Origin of the sequence: Olivibacter jilunii (assembly GCF_900607235.1) — a bacterium.
Classification (GTDB): Bacteria; Bacteroidota; Bacteroidia; order Sphingobacteriales; family Sphingobacteriaceae; genus Olivibacter; species Olivibacter oleidegradans.
The window spans coordinates 1248640-1267230 of the sequence record NZ_LR027849.1 but is presented as its reverse complement, the minus strand read 5'-3'; the positions used below and the strand labels follow the sequence as shown (position 1 = coordinate 1267230).

Sequence of the window (18591 nt, the reverse complement as noted above, 5' to 3'; positions counted from 1 at the left end):
CATTTTAAAATATTTTAAGTCATAAACTAATAAATAGGAAGTTTACTGTATTATATGCTTCCTTTTTTTTCTTTGTTTTTGTGTATTTATTTCAATTTTTATAAAATATTATGATATATTCATGTCTATATTGATATTTTTATGGTTTTTTGATTGATTTTTCTGTTAATTTTTGTGATTAATTCCTGTTTTTGTTTTGTTTTGTATGGTTTGGTTAAAAGGATCTTGTTTTAATGAGAAGAAATACAAAAAAGGCCCTCAGACAAATCTTTTTCATTCAAGGAGCGTTAGCGTGAATTTATAAACAATTTGATGGCACAAACGTTGAACTTAAGCTAGAAAGAAAAATAAACATGAAAGCAATTTCGATTACTGAATATGGTGCACCAAACGTTCTAAAACTACATGATAAGCCTGATCCATTAATAAAACCCGATGAAGTACTTATTAAGGTGGCGGCAGCCGGGGTAAATCGACCGGATATATTTCAGCGCAAGGGGAAGTACTCAGCTCCTGAAGGCGTTGCAAGTGATATACCGGGCTTAGAAATTGCAGGCGTTATTGAACAAATAGGTGCCGAGGTAGCTCAATGGCAGATTGGAGATCATGTATGTGCATTGATTGCCGGAGGTGGTTATGCGGAGAAAGCGGTTGCCAATGCAGGTCATTGTTTGCCCATCCCTACAGGTTTGAGTTTTGTTGAAGCTGCGAGCCTTCCGGAAACCATTTATACGGTGTGGGATAATGTTTTTCGCCGCGGAGCACTGAAAAAAAACGAACATTTTCTTGTGCATGGTGGTTCGAGTGGTATCGGTATTACGGCGATTCAACTTGCAAAAAGCATTGGGGCGAAAGTGTACGCCACCGCTGGTTCGGAGGAGAAATGTAAAGCCTGTCTTGACCTGGGGGCTGACGTTTGTATCAATTACCGGATTTACGAATTTGAAAAGGTTTTTGCAAAGGAAAAAATAGATGTTATATTAGATATGGTAGGTGGATCCTATTTCAGGAAGAATATCAGTATTTTGAACCATGATGGGCGCTTAGTATATATCAATGCCATGAATGGTTCCTTGGTTGAGCTGGATATCATGGAAATTATGCATAAAAGAATCAGCGTTACCGGTAGTACTTTACGTAGTAGAGATAAACATTTTAAGGCTATGTTGACGGCGGACATACTAAACAATGTTTGGCCGCTGATGCATTCCGGTTTTTTCAGACCGCTGATTCATGCTGTATTTCCATTGGCGGAAGCTTGGAGAGCTCATGATTTAATGGAAGAAGGAAGGCATATAGGAAAAATAGTATTGAGAATAGATTGATTTTTTTCTGATTGAAATACAGTATTTTGCAGATAAATATCGTTAAAAGATAGAATTTGTCTTGCATTATAATGGTAAAGATTATACCTTTGCAGCTCTTTCAAAGAAACCTGGTAGGTTTCGAATAAAGGAAGATTCCGTAGCTCAGCTGGTAGAGCAATACACTTTTAATGTATGGGTCCTGGGTTCGAGTCCCAGCGGGATCACAAAGCTTCAACAAAAGTTGGGGCTTTTGTCGTTAAGCGGGAGTTCGAACGCCGAAGGCCTCTTGAGCGAATTAATGTCCGGAATGTGGGCTAAACAAAAGCTTGACCGGCTTGGCTCCATTACACGTTTACATGATTAAAAAATAACAAACTGATACTTAGTGAATAATTGAAAAATGCTATTTTTTTTGTTTTAAAATTTGGCGTGTATGGATAAAAAACATACCTTTGCACCCGTTAACAGTTCAGAAATAAAATAAAATTCTGAAAAATAAGAGTTAATGATATTTAATTTTAGTGAGAAATTAAATATGAATAGGATTCCGTAGCTCAGCTGGTAGAGCAATACACTTTTAATGTATGGGTCCTGGGTTCGAGTCCCAGCGGGATCACCAAGCCTCAACGAAAGTTGGGGCTTTTGTCATTAAGCTGGGGCTCGAACAGAGGGGTTGAGTGGGTTCGAAGGAAGCACCTATTCTAATAAACCCTTTTCCCCGCTACCCAGGTTTGCTGCACTTTGGTATTTCTTATTTCGTTTAAGGGAATCTGCATGATGTCTTTCTCTAGCTGGATAAAATCTGCTTGCTTTCCCTTCTCTATACTTCCTTTTTTCTCATCCTGAAAACAAGCATAGGCTGCCCATCGCGTTAAGCCTTTCAATGCTTCTTCTCTTGTCAGGGCATTTTCGATTTGGAATCCACCGACGGGTTTACCGTTTTTATCGGTCCGTGCTACTGCGGCATGGAATTGATACAGCGGATTGATGTCTTCTACGGGGAAATCACTTCCCAAAGCTAAACTACCTGCGGCTTGTAATAACTGTTTATACGCGTAAGCATATTGTATTCTATCGTTTCCTAATCGGTCTTTTGCCCAATGCATATCCGAGGTAGCGTGGCTTGGTTGCACGGAAGGGATAAGATTAGCAGTTGTAAACAGTCGATAATCATTGGGTTGAACAATTTGAGCGTGTTCAATGCGCCAACGCTTTTTATTATTCTCGCTTAAATATTTATTGAAAGTGTGAAGAATAAAGCGATTGGTCGAATCCCCTATAGCGTGCACATTAACTTGGAAATTACTTTGTGCCAATTCACGGATTATAGTATCCAACGTAGTAGGTTTTAGAAGTAAAAAACCTTGCTCTGTTGAAGCATCGCTATACGGTTGCAATAAGCAAGCCCCTCTAGACCCCAACGCGCCATCTGCCACAATTTTAAAGGAACGAACCGTCAACTGCCCTCGATCATACACACCTGCTTTTACTAGCTCTTTAAAGGTGCCTGTATTGAGCATTGCCATTGCGTACTCCCCTATCTTTAATTTGTTTTGTTTATACAGTTTTTTTAGTAAATCGATTTCTTCAATTGACAAGCCAGCGTCGGCCAGGCTTGTTAATCCAACGGAGAAACAGGCCCTCTCCGCTTCCAATAAGAATTCCGTTAATCGCAATTCAGAAGGTGGTGGTATTTTCTGTTGCACTAAATCCATTGCGTTGTCAATAAGAATACCTGTTGGGGTATTTCCCGCTTTTACAATTAAACCGCCTGTGGGTTGCCCATGAAGCGGAATATGCGCTAATTGGAGAGCTGCGTCATTGGCTAAGGCCGCATGACCGTCAATTCTGCTTAAATAAACCGGGATCTTCGGGAAAGCGGCATTCAACTCCTTATTATTAGGGAAACTTTTGTCGCTCCATAGATTTTGGTCCCAACCATGTCCTAAAATCCAAGCGTCATTTGGAAATTTTGCCTGAAAGTTCTTTACCCTTTCAATTACTTCTTTCATGGAACTTGCACCAACCAGGTTGACCTGATGTAGTCCGCGAGCCAAAGCAAAGAAATGGCAATGAGCATCGTAAAGTCCAGGATAAACAGGATGATTTTTCGCATCGACCATATGCTCGCTCTCGTATTTGTCCAAAATGGATTCATTTGAACCGATATCCAGAAATTTTCCATTTTTTACTGCAAAAGCTTGCTGGAGCGAAAAGGTGCTATCTACTGTATAAACAGTAGCATGGTGAAGAATGAGGTCAACCCGTTCTTTTTCCTTGCAACCTATAAAAAGAGATAAGCAAGATAAGCTTAATAGCAAAGAGATAAGCGTTTTCATAATCTGAAAAAAGTGTATATAAATATAAGACTTCCGGCGATTATCGCGCGGAAGTCTTATACAGCCTCCATAAAAGGAGCTTATGGTAGTTTTAAAGAATAAATAAACTAATGAAGGAGCTCTTTTACCGCTCTTTCCAACTGTGGATCCTCGCCTTTTAGAAAAGCCTCGTAAGGTAAGGGAACCCGAATGTCCGGTTCAACCTGAAGATTTTCGGTAGGGCGATTTTCCTTTCCGATCGTAGCAATCATAGGTATCCCAAATATCAATGTTGGATCAATTTGAGTTTCCCACCAGACGGCTGTTCCTGTACCCGGAACGGGCATGCCGATCAATTTACCTAAACCATTTTGTTTATAGATATAAGGAAAGATAAAAGCATCGCTATAATTTCCCTCGCTCATTACAACAGCACTCGGTTTGTTCCAGCGACTTCTCGGTTCGCCACCTTTTAAGGTATTCCCCTGTGGGGCAAATTTCAGGTATTCTTTGCCGCTTAAAAACGTATTGAGGTCGTCATGTAGCCATCCTCCACCATTAAAACGCGTATCAACTATAAGTGCATCCTTATCTAAGTTCTCTCCCATGACGCGGTCATAAACCTCCCTAAAGCTTGCGTCATTCATACCTTCAACATGTACATAACCAATCTTTCCGTTACTTATTTTGTTAACATACGCTTTTCGTCCGTTAACCCAGCGTTTATACATAAGTGGAATTTCATCAGCTGTGCTTATTGGTTTAATCGTTTCGTTGAATACACCACCTGCTCCATTCTTACCGCGAATGCTTACATATTGGCCAACTTTACGATTTAAGAACTTTGCCCAGTCGACGTTATCATCAATGGTGTTGCCATCTATTTCCAGTATAATCGTTCCTTTTTCAATTTTCGACTTGGCGTTGGCTACCGGACCACCCGGGATTACGTCTGCCACTTTCAACCCTTTACCGGTATAGGTTTCATCATAGAGTAAACCTAAAGATGCCGTAATATCCGGATTGGTATATCGAGGAGAAAAGCGCCCTCCCGTGTGGGATGCGTTAAGTTCTCCTAATAATTCGCTTAAAAGTTCCTGGAAATCAAAATTGTTATTTATATGCGGTAAAAATCTAGCATAGGTTTGATAATAGCCATCCCAATCGATTCCATGCAAATTAGGGTCATAAAACTTCTTTTTCACTTGCAGCCAAGCATGATTGAAGATGTACTCACGTTCGGCAGCGGCATTCAGTTCAAGCTCTCCTTTACTGTTGAGTGGTGTAATCTTGCCGCTTGCGGCATCAACTTTTACCAGTGCGCCACGATTTACTACGAATAAGGTTTTTTCATCCTTGCTCATTTCAATGCCGCTAGGGGAACCTGATAATTTAGCCAAAATTTTTGTTTGATTTGTCCTCGGTTCTGTTAACCACAAATCGTAGCCCTTTTCAAAAGATGCCAGATAGAATAATTTACTTCCATCTTTGGTTAATGCGTAATCACTGATGGATGAGCTGTTGATGGTTAACCTAACTTCTCGATCACGTAAATTATCAAAATTTATCTTTAGCGTTTTTTCCTCCTCTTTTTCACCCTTTTCATTTTTTTTCTTTTTGGACGTATTTTGATCATTGTTTTTTGTCGCCTCGTCTTTTTTTGCCTTTTCTTCCTTTTCTTTCAACAGGTCGAATTCATCTTTAGTTAACTTAAATCGATCGTAATCTTCTTGATTAAAGAAAACACCAAAAACGTCTAGTTCGCGACTGCCCTGTAGGGCTAAGGATTTTCTTCCATAGCGACTGCTTAGCCAGGTGAGCATTTTTCCTTCCATCTGCCAACGCGCCCCCTCTTCACCAAAACCAGTAAGAAGCGGATGTCTTATTTCAGCAGTTCCATCCGCTTTTATCAAGGCTACATTAGAATTAAAAAAGTATCCTCTTTGATCATCGACCAATAACCACTTGCTGTCCGGACTCCATTCGAAGCCCCAGTCGCCATCGGCATAAGAGTGGTTGTGTCCCTTCGGGAGCAACTCGACCGTTTTTTTAGTATTGATATTATATACCTTCAATACGTTTCTTTCTTCGATATAAGCCACAGACTTACCGTCAGGTGAGAACTTAGGAGCAAAATTGTCTGTTTTTCCGGTAATAAGAGGCTCTTCTTTCAAAACGGTTGCATTAAAGAAATAGGATTCTTCTTGATTGAGAATGGCGCTTTGATAAATACCCCAACCATTTCTGCCTCGTTCAGCGGCGTAGATTAACGTTTTTCCATCCGGCGACCATTTTACCATTCGTTCTTGATCGGCCGTATTAGTAATTCGTTTTGTAAAGTCGCCTTCAACACTTGTAACAAATAGCTCTCCTCTACTCACATAAGCGATTTGTTTACCGTCAGGACTTAACTCAAACTGACTAATTTGCCCGTTTAATGGCACATTGCTCGCTAAAGCATTTCCATTATCAACTGCGATGACTACGGTTAGCTTTTTTGGTTCACCCCCTTCCTTTAGTGTATAGATAGAGCCGTCCTGTGTAAAGGCTAGCGTATTGTCATTTGAAATACTCAAATGGCGAACCGGGTTTTTTGTGAAATGTGTTAGTTGTTGATCCGCAATACGTAATCGAATTCCCTTCTTATAGAGATTTAGGGTTCCATCCTTCTCATTTAGATAATAAACAAATTGTCCGTCATGGCTGAAAACCGGTTCGCGGTGTTCGATTTCCTCATTAGTTAAGGCCTCGTATGTATTGGTTTTTAAATTATATAGCCATATATCACGCGTTACGGAAGAATTGTGATGTTTTCTCCAAGGGTCTTCGTAACCCTTTCTGTCTTGGAAAACCAATAAGCTGCCATCTTGATTAAAGTGGGCATTTTCGATGCCGGCAGCACTCACAAGTAGCGGTCGGCCCCCATTGATAGCCACCCGGTATAGATTTTGAAACAGTCGCAAGCTTGGAAAACGCGTACTTTCGGCGGGTGCTTGCCTGGCACTTCCAAATATCACCTCCTTATTATCGATACTAAAGTCGTATGGGTAATCATTTGCGCTATTATAGGTAAGTCGTGTTGACTTTCCGCCGCTTGCCGGCATTACATAGATGTCGAAATTACCATTTCGGTCATTTGCGAAAGCTATAAACTGACCATCACGACTCCATACGGGCATCATACTGTGTGAGCTTCCGACTGTAAGGGCGGTGGCTGCTCCCCCACTGGCGCTTACACGGTATAAATTACCTTGATATCCAAAAACAATAGTTTTGCCGTCCGGTGATATGGCTGGATACCGGAGCCATAAAGCCTCTGATTGGGCCTGGCTTTGATATGAATAGCTCAGGAAAAAAAATACGGCTAATAGAAATTTTAGATTGATTAAACGTTTCTTCATGTGATTTTTTATTGATTAATAATATCACAAACTTAGAGAAAATTGTCAAAACATCGAACGGGAAAAACGCAACTTTGTAACGTTTTTGATGTAAAATTAAAGCATACCCATAAACAATTTAGTTTTGTACGAGAGGCTTATAATTTGATTGGTAGCATATTTGTCGAACAAGACCCGTAATCGAGTCTTCATTTCGGGTGTTCTTTTATGGCCTTCATTAGGCATATAGGAGTAAGAAAGTGTTCTGCCCAATAACTGTTCGAATGTCAGGTAAGTATCGTATATAAATAGATGTTCTTCCATGCTATTAGGCAGAAAGAAATTTTTAAGGTTATTTCCTCGTGTTTCTCTATTCTTAACCTCTTTATAATCTATTGAAAACTCCAAAATGAATTCTTCATATTCTTTTTCAAAAGTCGTTTCTGCGCTACGGATATTCCATATAATTGCTGCTTTTCCCTGATTTTTTAATATTCGCTCAAATTCTCTTTTTGCTTTCATCGCGTCGAACCAATGAAATGATTGCGCACAGATTATGAGATCAATACTATGGTCTGCCAGACCGGTTTCTTCGGCGGTTGCGTCCTTTATTACACAATTTTTAACTCTTTGTAAAGTTTGGATCGCTTTTTCGCGCATTTCATCATTAGGTTCAATCGCAATGATGCTACAAGGCCATTTTACTAGTTCTTCTGTTAAGATGCCGGTTCCTGCCCCCAACTCAGCAATAACACTTTGTTCATTTAGGGAATTATGTTTATATATGAAATCCAGAAGACCTTGCGGATAACCTGGACGATATTTATCATAGTTATCGGCTCGAAAGTTAAAACGGTCAATATTCCGATGCGCTTGAGTCATATGATTTTGATCTAGGTTCCTAATATACTGAAAATAAAACAAAAATGGCTTCCCCACCACAGGGGGGAAGCCATTTTTGTTTTATTCGGTGTCGTCTATTAATATACTTTAATCATATAGATATATTCCTGTACCTTTTTGATCTGTTCCGTGCGGCTCAAATTGGCGAGGGTGTTCTTTTTATTTAATGTTAGCTTTTTCTCCAGACTATCCTCGGGAATTGACGCCAACGCTTCCAAAACATAGTTCGATTTGATGGCAAAAGCGGCTCCATCAGTCTCCGTTTGTTTACTGTTAATAACGCCGATTATATTGCCCCGATTATCCAATACAGGTCCCCCGCTGTTACCTGGGTTAACGGGAATGGAAACCTGATAAGCAATGGTATCGCCACTATATCCCGTATTACTGCTTAAATAACCCCTTCCGTATACTGCTTCTTCTCTCGGAAAACCAATCGTATAAACGTCCTCTCCTATATCAGCTGCGTTTTGTTTAAAAGTATAGGGTAAATTCCCTACTTCTTTAAAGTCTTTGTCTATAATTTCCAGCACTGCAATATCGTATGTGGGATCCGTATATATGACCTTTGCTTTGTATGAGTTGCCTGTATAATTCTGCAAGTAAACAGAATCAGCATCTTTAATTACGTGATACGTTGTCATAACGTAGCCATTGGAAGAAAGAGCAAAACCGGTGGCTCCATAATGACTGGGAGTACCGGCGTCGTTCTTGCCTTTGTTAATATCCTTAATCAGTGCATTTTGGGCTTTAACATTTTGTCGAATGCTATTCATATCGCGTCGCAAAGCAATATATTGGGATGTGTTGTCTTTTGAATAAAAGCCGGTAAGCCATAAGGTAGTGAAAACAGCAAGAAGTGCAACCGACGCGGCCACAAGGGAATTGATCTTATATTTATCCCATAAGCGTATAATGAGTGGCTTTTTTGGAACCACTTCTTCTATATTAATTGTTTCATGAATGGCCTCGAGCTTATGTCGTAAATCGGTCCTAGCTCCGTAACTCTTCATGTTTCCAATAAATATTTCGTGCTCGTCAAATTTTCTACGAGCTTCAGGATCATTCACAAGATGGTCTTCGAATACCTTTTTTTCCAGGGCATTCATTTCACCTCTTAAGTAGGCTTCCGACTGGTCTAGAAAATCTCGTTCACTTTTCATTGTTGTAAAATGTTAACCAAAATAAAGTTTCTTTAAACGTTGCAGACATTTATATTTTTGATTCTTTGCATTATCCGTATTCGTGTAACCAAACTTTTCACAGATATCTTGCATTGTTAAATTTCGTATATAAAAATCTTCTATTATTGTTTTGCAGGGCTCGCCCAGCTTTTTCAAGGCATCTTCCATCATGGAAAATTGCCGGTCTCGTTCTTTATGTGTGTCGATGTCGTCTTCTACAAGAATCTTTTCTTCAAAATCGTCGATCCGGGTATAAATCCCTTTTTTTGTTAGCTTTTTAAGCCAAAGATTTCTGCAGACAGAATACAAAAACGTTTTGAGTTTGCTATTAAGTGCAAAGTCGCCGCCACAGAGTTTATCATATAAAATAATAATGCTTTCTTGGAATATGTCCTTTGCGTCGTCAATATCACCACCGTTATTGATAATCAATCGAGCAATCATCGGGAAATTAGCCTTATATAAACTATCCAAAATGTTGGTGTCCCCTTCTAAAACCCCTGCAAGTATTTCGTTATCGTCAGATGGTGTATGTTTTCTTTCTTTACTCACTAGTTAATACGTTAAAATGCAAATAGTAACCCACCCATTCGTGTTTTTTTTAGCACGTTTTGAAATTAAAAACGGTGCTTAAATAAGGTCTGTCTTTTTTATAACTGTTCCCCCGACGATTTTATTATCGCCTGTTTGTTTCAGTTGCAAAGAGGCAAAAGTACAGAAACTAGGGAAATAAAAGTAAACAGTAAATGAAGTTTGATCAGTCAGCAAATTCTATTTGTATTTTTCTAAAATATCTCCATCTTTGCAGCCGCAAAAAAGAACGAAAAATTTTTTTTTAAAAATGTTGGGTTACCTTTCAACATATGCGGTATAAAGAGGTAAATAAACAATTTTTATTTAATCAGAAAAGAAAATTAACAATGAAAAATTTATTCAAATTCGGTTTTTTAGGTTTAGCTTTAACTTTAACTGTTGCTGCTTGTAACTCAAACTCTGGCGAAGGATCTGCTACTGAAGAAACAACTGATACTACTACTGTTGTTACTCCTAGCGAGCCAGATACAACTGTTATCACTACAGATACTACTGTAACTGCTGATACTACAGTTAAAGAAGCTCAGTAATTAAAACTGAAATAGTAAAAAGCGTTTCCGTTCATGAGCGGAAACGCTTTTTTTTTGTAAAATGGTACGGGTCCCCTCCGTGGCATTGTTTCTAAAATTGATCTCATTCTCTGATGGGAGAAAATGGACAAATGCAATATTTTTTTAACTTTGCGCTTTTAACCCGACATATTTCATTGACATGAGTTTATCTCCACTTACAGCAGTTTCACCGATAGATGGTCGTTATCACAGTGCAACAAAAGATTTAGCTTCTTTTTTTTCGGAGGCCGCTTTAATAAAATATCGTGTATTTGTAGAAATTGAATATTTTATCGCACTTGCTGAAACCGGTATATCCCAATTAAGTGCTTTACCGAATAAAGCGGCTCTGCGGACCATATATGAGGACTTTTCTGAGAACGACGCACAACGTATTAAGGATCTGGAGAAGACAACTAATCACGATGTGAAAGCCGTTGAGTATTTCATCAAAGAAAAGTTTGAGGCAATCGGGTTGACAGATTCGAAAGAATTTATTCATTTTGGATTGACGTCACAGGACATTAACAACACAGCCATTCCCTATTCCTGGAAGGAAGCCTTAAACAAAGTATATTATCCGGGTATTCACGTACTTATCAGCGAACTTGACGCTATGGCCAAGCAATGGAAAGCCATACCTATGCTGGCAAAGACACATGGGCAGCCCGCTTCGCCGACTCGTTTAGGTAAAGAGCTAGCCGTATTTGTTGAACGATTAGAGGGACAGCTAAATCAACTTAAGGCGATTCCCTTCTCAGCTAAATTTGGGGGGGCTACCGGAAATTTCAATGCACATCATATCGCTTATCCAGACATTGACTGGGTTGCCTTTGGTAATCACCTGGTAAACGATATTTTAGGTCTCCATAGGTCGCAAAAAACAACCCAAATTGAACATTATGATAACTTTGCGGCACATTGTGACGCTTTAAAGCGGGTAAACAATATTTTAATTGATTTGTGTAGAGATATCTGGACTTACATTTCCATGGATTACTTTAAACAGCAGATTATTGCCGGACAGATCGGATCTTCCGCTATGCCACATAAAGTCAATCCTATAGATTTCGAAAATGCAGAAGGTAACTTAGGTCTAGCCAACGCCTTGTTTGAGCATTTAGCTGCTAAGCTGCCTATTTCCAGGTTGCAGCGCGATTTAACAGATTCGACTGTGTTGAGAAACATAGGTGTTCCTTTTGGCCATACACTCATTGCCTTCAAGTCCATTATGCGAGGACTCAAAAAACTCATATTGAACGAAGACGCGCTTCGGGCCGATCTGGAAAAAAATTGGGCTGTTGTAGCGGAGGCTATACAAACAATATTGAGAAGAGAAGGATACCCCAAGCCCTATGAAGCATTGAAGGATTTAACGCGGACAAACGAAGCAATTAATCAGGAATCAATAGCCGCTTTTATCAATAATCTGAATATCGCTGATCCGCTTAAAGAGGAGCTCAAGGCCATTACACCCTGGAACTATACCGGGGTTTAGGGAGAGGTATCGCATCGCTATATTAACTATGACGTGCAGTTGACTTCTTGTCCGTTATATTTTTGTTAGCTTTGTGTAATTAATATAAATAAAAATGGCCACGATCAACGTATATACAGAGAGTACCCCCAATCCGGCAACTATGAAGTTTCTGGTAAATAAGTTGTTGTATAATGGGAGTTTAGATTTTCCTGATAAGGAGAAAGCCCAAAGTTCTCCCTTCGCACGGGAGCTCTTTAAATTTAATTTTGTTAATGGTGTTTTCTTTGCCAGTAATTTTGTCACTATTACAAAATCCGAAGATAGTGAATGGGAAGACATCCTGCCCATATTGAAAGATTTCGTAAAGGGCGCGGTAGAATCTGAATTGCTAATACATGAGGTAGAGCGTGATGAGAATGTGGCTTTCGAAGGCAGTGAAACTGAAAAGAAAATTCAGCAAGTATTACACGATTATGTCCGTCCTGCTGTTGAACAAGATGGTGGTGCTATTGCTTATAAATCTTTTGATGAAGGCGTGGTAACAGTTGAATTACGCGGTTCATGTAGCGGGTGCCCGTCTTCAACAATTACGCTAAAAGCAGGTATAGAAGGGTTGTTAAAGCGAATGGTTCCTGAGGTTCAAGAGGTTGTGGCGGAAGCTATGTAATATAATAATAAATAGAAATTCAAGAGAAGAGCCCGGTAGAAACCGGGCTCTTCTTATTTAAAGTGCATTTTTACTGCGGATAGTACGAGGTTAGTAATATCAAAATTGCCTGCAATAACAGATCTTTTATCCAGCATCTCTTGACTTCCCTCAAAATCATAAGCGATACCACCCGCTTCTTTAACCAACAATACGCCGGCAGCCATATCGTAGTCATTCAGATTATATTCAAAGAAGCAATCGAATCTTCCTGCGGCAGCGTAAGCCAAGTCCAGGGCGGCTGAACCGATTCTCCTAATGCCACGGCATTGCTGCATTAAATGTTTAAGTAGATTGATGTATTGATTTTGATACTCAAATTTATAAAAAGGAAAACCGGTAGCGAGCAATGAATCGGATAAAGTCGTCGATGCAGAGACTTTTATCCGGCGATCGTTCAAAAATGCGCCTCCTTGTTCAAAGGCATAATAACATTCTTTGCTGGTCACTTCATAAACAACCCCTATAATAGGTTGACGATTACGAGCAAGCGCAATGCTAACACAATAGGCGGGAATATCATGAATGAAATTGGTAGTTCCGTCAAGTGGGTCTATGATCCAATTATAGACGTCGCCCTTCTTCACGATCGTTTTTTCTTCAGTGATAAAGCCTGCTTCCGGTAATAAGTCTTTGAGCCGTTCTACAATAATAAATTCAGCGCCTTTATCTACATATGAAACCAAGTCGTGAAGGCCCTTTTGCTCTATTTTACTTTTATCAAAGCTTAACCGTTCCTGCCTGATAAAGTTAGCCGCTTCGATCGCTATGGATCGTACTTGTTGCGTGAGTTGAGATAAATTAAGCATATTTTTGCGTAATGGAATAAGCAGTTTTTTGTGCTCTTGACCGGGTGTAAAAAACGCCGATAAGTCCGACCAGGACCATGGCGAGGGAAATCAATTCAGCTTGCGTAAATGATATTCCTAAAAGGTGATATTTTGCATTTACCCTGATTAGTTCTATCGAAAAACGTTCGACACCATTTAACATAAGATAAATAGAAAAGAGCATTCCGGCAGTATGTATTTTTTGCCTTAAAAACCAAAGTAAGGCAAAAAGGATAAGACACATCAAAAATTCGTAAAAAGATGTGGGAAACACGGCAACCGGTAGCTCATGGCAAAATTTACCTTCACAGCCTACAATAGGCACACCTTCGTTAATCACGTTATGAGGAAATTTAAATGCCCAAGCCCAATCGGGAATCCATTGAAGGCTCGATGGTTTAGTAGCTAAATTCTCAATGCCCCAATCGCCATCCCCTGATAACTGACAACCTAAACGACCAACGGCGTAACCTAACATCATGCCGGGAGCACCCACATCAAGCATATGTAATGGATGTATGCCCTGTTTTTTGGTGTAATAAATAACTGCTGCACCACCGAACAGGATACCACCATAAAAAGTAAGTCCGCTAAAAGATAAGAGACTTTCTACCGGATTATGTATAAAATCGTCCCAATACTCTAAGTTATGGAAAAGCTTCGCCCCCAGTAGGCCCCAAATGGCTGCCCAAACTAAAATTTTGCTCATCAGTTCATAGGGATGTATCTGTTGTATTTCTATTTTATCTTCTGCAAGCTCTTGCTTCTTCTTATCTTTATAGAGCCAATAGCCAAATAGAATACCCAGCAGCACACCACCTGTTAAGGAACCTTTAGTGGATAGTAAGAAAGCTTGAGGGTTATCAACTAAATCGGCATAGTTGAAAATAGCATGTATTAGCTTATAACCAATGATGAACCCGACCAATGCGTTCATCAGTATCTCAACCGGATGTGCGGGTTCTCCTACCCTTACCTCCTGCTTAACAGGCATAATTAATCCCAGTTGTTCTTTACGTATAAGCTCAACCTTAAAAATGTAGTATGCAGACAGAAAGGCAAAGCCAACAAATAAGCCAAATGTCTGAATTGGCAATGGAATATATATCCCGAAAAGATATGCGATCAGATGAGATAAGGTAGGAAACATAAAGCTAAAGATAATTTTTTTATGCAAAAAACGAAAAAGATTTGCGAGCGCCTACCCTTCTTATAAACTATATGTCGATTGCTTTGTTGTTTACTATATCAAAACGAAGACGGATGAAGGTACTAGGTATTATACTTATAATTGTGGGAGCTGTGATGTTGATCTGGACAGGTTTCAGTTATACAAAAAAGGAAAAAGTAGTAGATGCAGGTCCCGTAGAAATCAATGCTGATAAGGAAAAGCAAGTTAACTGGCCACCTTACTTAGGTGCCATTCTAATTGGTGGGGGAATTATTGCGTTAGTTAGTCAAGCGAACAAGGGTACAAAATAAGAAAGGAGCACTCTAGTTAGCCCCTCTCTTGTTAAATGATTTATTAAACCCTGGTTATCTGTCTTTCATCGCAACGAAATTACGTTTTGGATGTCCTGTATATACTTGACGTGGGCGCCCAATTGGTTCTTTGTTTGTACGCATTTCTTTCCATTGCGCTATCCAACCGGGCAAGCGGCCAAGGGCAAATAACACCGTAAACATATCCGTAGGGAAGCCAAGTGCCCGGTAAATAATACCGGAATAAAAATCTACATTCGGATATAACTTACGATCCACAAAATAGGGGTCACTTAGCGCGGTTTCTTCCAGTTTTTTCGCAATATTTAATACGGGATCCTGTACTCCTAAACTGTCCAGAATATCGTCACATGCCTTTTTTATTATTTTAGCGCGCGGGTCAAAGTTCTTATATACACGATGGCCAAATCCCATTAGGCGGAACGGATCGTTTTTATCTTTTGCTTTAGCCAGCCATTTTTCCGAATCACCGCCATCTTCTTTTATTCGCTCCAGCATTTCTATTACGGCCTGATTAGCCCCGCCATGAAGCGGCCCCCAAAGCGCGGAAATACCGGCAGAGATGGAAGTGAAAAGGTTGGCATTTGAAGATCCAACGATTCTAACGGTTGATGTTGAACAATTTTGTTCATGATCAGCGTGTAGAATGAGTAGTTTATTCATCGCTGAGGTAACAATTGGATCAATTTCGACTTCTTCCGTCAATTGACCAAAAGTCATGTTCAGGTAATTGCTTACATAGTCTAACTTATTTTTTGGGTATATGACCGGGTGTCCCAAGGACTTCTTATAAATCCATGAAACAATGGTTGGAAACTTAGCAAGTAGTTTAATGATGGTAAGATTGTCTTCCTCCTCGGAGGCGTCCGGGTTTAGCGATTCCGGATAAAATGCTGAAAGAGCTCCTACCAAGGCCGACAGCTGTCCCATCGGATGGGATTTGGTAGGAAAACCTTCGAAAAATTTCTTCATATCTTCATGGATAAGCGTGTGTCGGCTTACTTTATTCTGAAAATCAGTAAACTCAGCTTGGGTTGGCAATTCTCCATATATCAACAGGTACGCCACTTCCAGAAAGGTTGATTTTTCAGCTAATTCCTCTATGGGATAGCCTCTATAACGAAGTATACCTTCTTCGCCATCTAAATATGTGATAGCACTTGTTGTTGCACCGGTGTTTTTAAAACCCGGATCAAGCGTTATAAATCCTGTCTCTGCTCTAATTTTCGAAATATCTATTGCTTTCTCGTTTTCTGTACCTGTAATGATTGGTAACTCTACCTGCTTATCTCCAATATTTAAAGAAACTTTTTCTGACATAATGATTCTATGGTTTGTAACAAAACTAAAAAAAAATGGCTTAAAACATAGGGAAACCTATAAATATTTCAATTTATTTACGATAAATTAATTTGCGATGACACGATTTTATTCCCGATTCTACTTAATTTCCTGTGTGACAGTTCCACAGGTTAACATTTCTTCACCAAAGTAAGGGTTTTTTATCTCCGGACTGGTAGAAAGCCAATCTCCGCCCGCTTTATTGTTGTACATCGGGCAATGAATTACATAAATTTTGCCCGCACTTAAAGAAGGACGTTGATACATGTCGATCAGATCTTTGCTTATTGCCGAAAATGCCGAACGCTGTAAGGCTAAATCTGTTGAATTGGCAAGCTCCTGTGCCAAGATGGCTGTATTTTCACAACCGTGAATACCTTTAAGGCTTTCTGAAAGTCTGTTGGACGCTTCGCCTGCCAATTTAGGGTCTGAGGCAACCAGTGCATCCTTTACCTTTATATAAGCGGCAAAGACTTGCGACAAGGTGTCGTTTTCTATCACGATACCTTGTTCGCTCACACGTGTTGTATCGGCATCCTGCCCCTTTTTGTTAGGGCCGCTATGACAACTAATAAACAATATGGCCAATGCCGTATAAAACAATGGACTTATTCCTTTTCTTCGTTTCATATGATCAATTTAAAGTCGAAACTTTCTTATGCTGTTAACATAATAGGCAAGTTTCGGTTTCACTAAAAACAATTTGTACCAATGAAAAAGTCAAATATAAACATTTTGTACCCGACTCGTAGATCCGTTATTTCAAATAATATTTTGTTTTTTACGAAAATTTCGTAGATTTACGAAATAAACATAGAGTTATGCAGAAACTAAGTGCACAAGAAGAGGAAGCCATGCTGTTGATTTGGAAAAACGGAGGCGGCTTTGTAAAAGAATTATTGGATAGTATGCCCGATCCTAAAATTCCCTATACAACATTGGCATCTACACTGAAGAACCTTGAACGAAAAAGCTTTGTTAGATCGGTAAAATATGCCAATGCCTATCGATATGAACCGACTGTTACGGAAGAGGAATACAAGCGTGGGTTTATGAACGGATTTGTAAGCGAGTATTTTCGAAATTCTTATAAAGAACTTGTATCCTTTTTCGCGAAAGAAGAGAAAATCAGTGCGCGGGAATTGAAAGAGATTATTAAAATGATTGATGAACAAGATAAGGATTAGCTATGCCTGAATGGATTGATTATTTATTAAAGGTTAATTTATCAATTGCCTTATTTTACGGAGGTTACTACCTGTTCTTACGGAAGCTAACTTTTTACCTTCTGAATAGATGTTATTTTATCATGGGACTCCTGTTTTCTGCCTTGTATCCGCTCGTTGATCTTTCTATGTTTTTTGCTAAAGAAAATTCTGCAGGAAGGAGTGAAATGCAAATAATGACTTGGGACGATCTCCTGTCTATCATACCGCCCAAAGTAGATTTATGGAATATTATTACCTTGTTATTTTCGTCTGTAGTTGCTTTGCTAACCTTGAGGTTCCTTCTCCGATTGTTTAGTTTATCGAAGATTCATCAAAAATCAACGGTCGCCATTTTTGAAAGCTGTCGGTATCGTCAAGTATGGCTAGACATCCCTCCCTTTTCTTTTTGGAAATCCATTTATCTAAATAAATCGCTTCACACAGAACGTGATTTAAGAGAAATCCTGAAGCATGAAATAGAGCATGTAAAACAGTTGCATACCATTGATGTGCTACTTGTAGAGATCGCTAGCCTATGCTGCTGGTTTAATCCAATTATTTGGTTGACCCGTTCGGCCATAAAAGAAAATTTAGAATTTTTAACAGACCATAAAGTTCTCCAAAGCGGCGTAGACAAGAAAAAATACCAATATAGTCTTGTTAATCTTAACAGTCGAACTATTTCTCCGGAGCTTAGCAATCATTTCAATTTTAACGCCTTAAAACGAAGAATTGCGATGATGAACAAAAAGAAATCTTCACAACTGCATCTCAGCAAGTATGTGTTTATTGTACCTGCAATTACTATTTCAGCGATGGTGTTTACGATCAGCAAAGCTTATCAAGAAGATGGTAAGTTGATTAATGCCGGTTTATCACATGTCACACCGAACGCGGGCAATAAACATGAAAAAGAAGAAACGTTAGGTACGGCAATTCAAGAAAAAGATCGCCCCAAGGAGCTTCCGAAACTAGCATTCCAAAATGGAAGGAAAAAAGCAAAAATGCTGACTATCAGATCAAAAAACCAAGTGCAACCTTTGTTGGTGCTTGATGGTGTCGTCTTGAAAGAAGGCGAAGATATTAATGCAATCAATCCAAATGACATAGCAAGTATTAACGTCCTAAAAGATCGCGCGGCGACAGCTATGTATGGTAGCATGGGCAAAAATGGAGTTATATTGATCACAACGAAATACAAGTAAGCTATATTGGATGCGATTACACGAAGAAAATATGTTAAAGGCCGTCTGTTGACCTTGGTGATTTCCTGAATTAAGGTTACT

Annotated in this window: 16 protein-coding genes and 2 tRNA genes; 9 read left to right on the top strand and 9 right to left on the bottom strand. The window is 39.3% G+C overall.

Translation table 11 applies throughout. The annotated features are described in order from the left end of the window. Window positions 1–353 precede the first annotated feature (353 nt). From E0E36_RS11455 to E0E36_RS11445, 3 genes are all read left to right on the top strand, one after another. Window positions 354–1325, top strand: coding sequence for an NAD(P)H-quinone oxidoreductase (locus tag E0E36_RS11455; protein WP_013666810.1), 972 nt, complete (start codon window positions 354–356; stop codon window positions 1323–1325). A 133-nt stretch (window positions 1326–1458) separates the two neighbouring features. Beyond that, window positions 1459–1531, top strand: a tRNA-Lys gene (locus E0E36_RS11450). Between the two features lie 319 nt (window positions 1532–1850). Next, window positions 1851–1926 (top strand) — tRNA-Lys (locus E0E36_RS11445). A gap of 82 nt (window positions 1927–2008) precedes the next feature. On the opposite strand, the gene E0E36_RS11440 is transcribed toward E0E36_RS11445, so the two are convergent. The 5 genes from E0E36_RS11440 to E0E36_RS11420 all read right to left on the bottom strand — a co-directional run bounded on the left by E0E36_RS11440 (window position 2009) and on the right by E0E36_RS11420 (window position 9644). After that, complete coding sequence (locus tag E0E36_RS11440) at window positions 2009–3646, bottom strand: amidohydrolase (protein WP_130856031.1); 1638 nt, start codon at window positions 3644–3646, stop codon at window positions 2009–2011. A 107-nt stretch (window positions 3647–3753) separates the two neighbouring features. Then, window positions 3754–7026: a S41 family peptidase gene (locus tag E0E36_RS11435; RefSeq protein WP_130856030.1), complete on the bottom strand. Its 3273-nt coding sequence runs from the start codon at window positions 7024–7026 to the stop codon at window positions 3754–3756. A 96-nt stretch (window positions 7027–7122) separates the two neighbouring features. Beyond that, entirely contained in the window at window positions 7123–7887 is a 765-nt protein-coding gene (locus tag E0E36_RS11430; protein ID WP_130856029.1) for a class I SAM-dependent methyltransferase, read from the bottom strand. Between the two features lie 98 nt (window positions 7888–7985). Beyond that, window positions 7986–9071: a S1 family peptidase gene (locus tag E0E36_RS11425; RefSeq protein ID WP_130856028.1), complete on the bottom strand. Its 1086-nt coding sequence runs from the start codon at window positions 9069–9071 to the stop codon at window positions 7986–7988. A 12-nt stretch (window positions 9072–9083) separates the two neighbouring features. Then, the gene (locus E0E36_RS11420) at window positions 9084–9644 is read right to left on the bottom strand and encodes an RNA polymerase sigma factor (RefSeq protein ID WP_130856027.1); all 561 of its coding nucleotides are present in this window, start codon (window positions 9642–9644) and stop codon (window positions 9084–9086) included. 311 nt (window positions 9645–9955) lie between these two features. On the opposite strand from E0E36_RS11420, the gene E0E36_RS11415 reads away from it, so the two are divergent. The 3 genes from E0E36_RS11415 (at window position 9956) to E0E36_RS11405 (ending at window position 12384) form a co-directional block, all read left to right on the top strand. After that, complete coding sequence (locus E0E36_RS11415) at window positions 9956–10216, top strand: hypothetical protein (RefSeq protein WP_242627185.1); 261 nt, start codon at window positions 9956–9958, stop codon at window positions 10214–10216. A gap of 181 nt (window positions 10217–10397) precedes the next feature. Continuing rightward, window positions 10398–11735, top strand: a complete 1338-nt coding sequence (gene purB / locus E0E36_RS11410; RefSeq protein WP_130856026.1) for an adenylosuccinate lyase — start codon at window positions 10398–10400, stop codon at window positions 11733–11735. A 94-nt stretch (window positions 11736–11829) separates the two neighbouring features. After that, window positions 11830–12384 (top strand): NifU family protein, encoded by a 555-nt coding sequence (locus tag E0E36_RS11405; protein ID WP_013666877.1) that lies wholly within the window; start codon window positions 11830–11832, stop codon window positions 12382–12384. A gap of 53 nt (window positions 12385–12437) precedes the next feature. Here the strand turns inward: E0E36_RS11405 and E0E36_RS11400 are convergent, their stop codons facing one another. Both E0E36_RS11400 and E0E36_RS11395 read right to left on the bottom strand, forming a co-directional pair. Next, complete coding sequence (locus E0E36_RS11400; protein WP_013666878.1) at window positions 12438–13232, bottom strand: inositol monophosphatase family protein; 795 nt, start codon at window positions 13230–13232, stop codon at window positions 12438–12440. Beyond that, window positions 13225–14403: a prolipoprotein diacylglyceryl transferase gene (locus E0E36_RS11395; RefSeq protein WP_130856025.1), complete on the bottom strand. Its 1179-nt coding sequence runs from the start codon at window positions 14401–14403 to the stop codon at window positions 13225–13227. The genes E0E36_RS11400 and E0E36_RS11395 overlap by 8 nt, the downstream gene beginning before the upstream one ends. A 113-nt stretch (window positions 14404–14516) precedes the next feature. On the opposite strand from E0E36_RS11395, the gene E0E36_RS11390 reads away from it, so the two are divergent. Further along, a complete protein-coding gene (locus E0E36_RS11390) occupies window positions 14517–14735 on the top strand; it encodes a hypothetical protein (RefSeq protein WP_130856024.1) in 219 nt (72 codons plus the stop codon). Between the two features lie 54 nt (window positions 14736–14789). On the opposite strand, the gene E0E36_RS11385 is transcribed toward E0E36_RS11390, so the two are convergent. Next, on the bottom strand, window positions 14790–16076 hold the full coding sequence (locus E0E36_RS11385) for a citrate synthase (RefSeq protein WP_130856023.1): 1287 nt from the start codon (window positions 16074–16076) through the stop codon (window positions 14790–14792). 120 nt (window positions 16077–16196) lie between these two features. After that, on the bottom strand, window positions 16197–16727 hold the full coding sequence (locus tag E0E36_RS11380) for a DUF3347 domain-containing protein (RefSeq protein WP_130856022.1): 531 nt from the start codon (window positions 16725–16727) through the stop codon (window positions 16197–16199). Between the two features lie 191 nt (window positions 16728–16918). Between E0E36_RS11380 and E0E36_RS11375 the strand changes: the two genes are divergently transcribed. Together E0E36_RS11375 and E0E36_RS11370 are read left to right on the top strand one after the other, a co-directional pair. Next, window positions 16919–17284: a BlaI/MecI/CopY family transcriptional regulator gene (locus tag E0E36_RS11375; protein WP_013666883.1), complete on the top strand. Its 366-nt coding sequence runs from the start codon at window positions 16919–16921 to the stop codon at window positions 17282–17284. A gap of 2 nt (window positions 17285–17286) precedes the next feature. Next, a complete protein-coding gene (locus tag E0E36_RS11370; RefSeq protein ID WP_130856021.1) occupies window positions 17287–18510 on the top strand; it encodes a M56 family metallopeptidase in 1224 nt (407 codons plus the stop codon). Window positions 18511–18591 lie beyond the last annotated feature (81 nt).

Coding starts and splice junctions, on each gene's coding strand:
- E0E36_RS11455 (WP_013666810.1), top strand. CDS start 354: ATGAAAGCAATTTCGATTACTGAATATGGTGCACCAAACGTTCTAAAA.
- E0E36_RS11440 (WP_130856031.1), bottom strand. CDS start 3,646: ATGAAAACGCTTATCTCTTTGCTATTAAGCTTATCTTGCTTATCTCTT.
- E0E36_RS11435 (WP_130856030.1), bottom strand. CDS start 7,026: ATGAAGAAACGTTTAATCAATCTAAAATTTCTATTAGCCGTATTTTTT.
- E0E36_RS11430 (WP_130856029.1), bottom strand. CDS start 7,887: ATGACTCAAGCGCATCGGAATATTGACCGTTTTAACTTTCGAGCCGAT.
- E0E36_RS11425 (WP_130856028.1), bottom strand. CDS start 9,071: ATGAAAAGTGAACGAGATTTTCTAGACCAGTCGGAAGCCTACTTAAGA.
- E0E36_RS11415 (WP_242627185.1), top strand. CDS start 9,956: ATGCGGTATAAAGAGGTAAATAAACAATTTTTATTTAATCAGAAAAGA.
- purB (WP_130856026.1), top strand. CDS start 10,398: ATGAGTTTATCTCCACTTACAGCAGTTTCACCGATAGATGGTCGTTAT.
- E0E36_RS11405 (WP_013666877.1), top strand. CDS start 11,830: ATGGCCACGATCAACGTATATACAGAGAGTACCCCCAATCCGGCAACT.
- E0E36_RS11400 (WP_013666878.1), bottom strand. CDS start 13,232: ATGCTTAATTTATCTCAACTCACGCAACAAGTACGATCCATAGCGATC.
- E0E36_RS11395 (WP_130856025.1), bottom strand. CDS start 14,403: ATGTTTCCTACCTTATCTCATCTGATCGCATATCTTTTCGGGATATAT.
- E0E36_RS11390 (WP_130856024.1), top strand. CDS start 14,517: ATGAAGGTACTAGGTATTATACTTATAATTGTGGGAGCTGTGATGTTG.
- E0E36_RS11385 (WP_130856023.1), bottom strand. CDS start 16,076: ATGTCAGAAAAAGTTTCTTTAAATATTGGAGATAAGCAGGTAGAGTTA.
- E0E36_RS11380 (WP_130856022.1), bottom strand. CDS start 16,727: ATGAAACGAAGAAAAGGAATAAGTCCATTGTTTTATACGGCATTGGCC.
- E0E36_RS11375 (WP_013666883.1), top strand. CDS start 16,919: ATGCAGAAACTAAGTGCACAAGAAGAGGAAGCCATGCTGTTGATTTGG.
- E0E36_RS11370 (WP_130856021.1), top strand. CDS start 17,287: ATGCCTGAATGGATTGATTATTTATTAAAGGTTAATTTATCAATTGCC.